Raw genomic sequence first — 1533 nt, 5'->3', positions numbered from 1 at the left:
GGGAAGCACCAGGACGTCGGCGTGCCAGTACCGCAGGTCGGTCAGCGCGTTGGCTCTGGTGCCCACGTCGATCAACGGAACCTTGCCGGTTTGTTTGGCATTGACCAGCAGGGTCGAGGTGGGCCGGGACTCGGCGCCGTAGATTCCGGCGCGGGTCTTCGAATCCGGGCCGACGAAGTACCCGCCGGCGATGGGGAAGCCGAAGTCGGCGTCGACCTGCCAGCTCAGTGCGCGGGCGTCTTCGGCGCTCGCGACGGGGACCGTCACCAAGGTGCCGTCGCTGACGTAGTTCTCCCACGAGCCGCTGGTGATGAATTCTGGGGTCGCAGATCGCTGATCGGCGTCGATGGGCGTCGGGATGAGGGGAATCATCGCGACGGCGAGCGCCACCAGCCAGACACCGGCCGCCGTGCGGCGCGGTCCACGAAGTTCGACGAAAGCGCGGTAGGTGCCGAGGGTGAGCAGCAGTCCGATCGCCGGAATCGCGCCCATGGCGAATCGGGATTCGAGCACCGATTCGAACAACGGCAAGTCGGCGAGGAGTTTCCACGGCAGGGTGATGCCGGTCTTGTCACCGTCGATGGTCAGTTCTGACCCGAGTGAGAGCACACCCATGACCACGATCACGGCGGCCGCAGCGCGGGTCAGGCGGATGCGCCACAACCACACCGTTGCACCGAGAAGCAGGAGCACCAACGGCCAGCCGAAGTACGCGTTCTCCTCGGTCGGGTTCATCCGGAACTCCGCGCCCTCGGGATCGCCCGCGACCGATTCGGTCGGGAACGTGGTGAGTGCAGCGGTGTCGTTGCCGGCCTGACCGTGTGAGACGCCGTCGTAGCTCGCCGGGCCGAAGAACTGCGACCACAGCGGCACCGCGGTGATCAGGAGTGTGACTGCGCCGCCGATCACGAGGCCGGGCATCGCGCGCTTGATCGCCTGGCGCGACTTGGCCAGGTCGGGCAGGGCGTAGGCGGCGCCGAACACCATGGCTGACATCGTGAAGATGAGGAGTGGCTCTTCGCCGAGGAAGATCTGCCACGCGACGAGTAGGCCGAGAACGATTCCGTCGCGAACCGGGCGTTTGCCGTTCGAGATGCGTACTACCTGCAAGAAGATGAAGGGGAGTACGAAGAAAGCGACGAAGTTCGGATGGCCGTTGGCGTGCGAGATCATGGCGGGCGCGAATCCGCAGAACCCCGCTCCGACGGCGGCGGCGATCTTGGAGCGGACGGAGACACCGGTCAGTACGTGCCGCGAGAATGCCCAGTACCAAGCGATGGCGGTGCCGCCGAGTCCGGCGGTCAGCCCGATCGCATACGTGGCCGTCGGTCCGAAGATCAGCGTGATCGGGGCCATCGGGATACTGATGCCGAACATCGCGGTGTTGGCCATCAGGTTCACGCCGAGCGGGTAGTTCTGCAGGTCACTGAACAGCGGGCTGCGGAACTGGGCGAGCGCGTGGGCGGTGTCGGCGAAGAACCATTCCCACATCGCCTGATCGCGTCCTGCGTTGAAGAGGTAGCCGGACTGAAG

1 protein-coding gene is annotated in these 1533 nt (G+C 65.8%); it reads right to left on the bottom strand.

The features are described 5' to 3' along the window. Positions 1 to 1533 (bottom strand): glycosyl transferase (locus ABT116_RS45395; RefSeq protein WP_351646910.1); only part of this gene is annotated, 1533 nt, incomplete at both ends.

Source organism: Streptomyces sp. NPDC002130 (assembly GCF_040296465.1).
Taxonomy (GTDB): Bacteria; Actinomycetota; Actinomycetes; order Streptomycetales; family Streptomycetaceae; genus Streptomyces.
The sequence above is the reverse complement of the archived record's forward strand: the minus strand, read 5'-3'. Positions and strand labels throughout refer to the sequence as shown.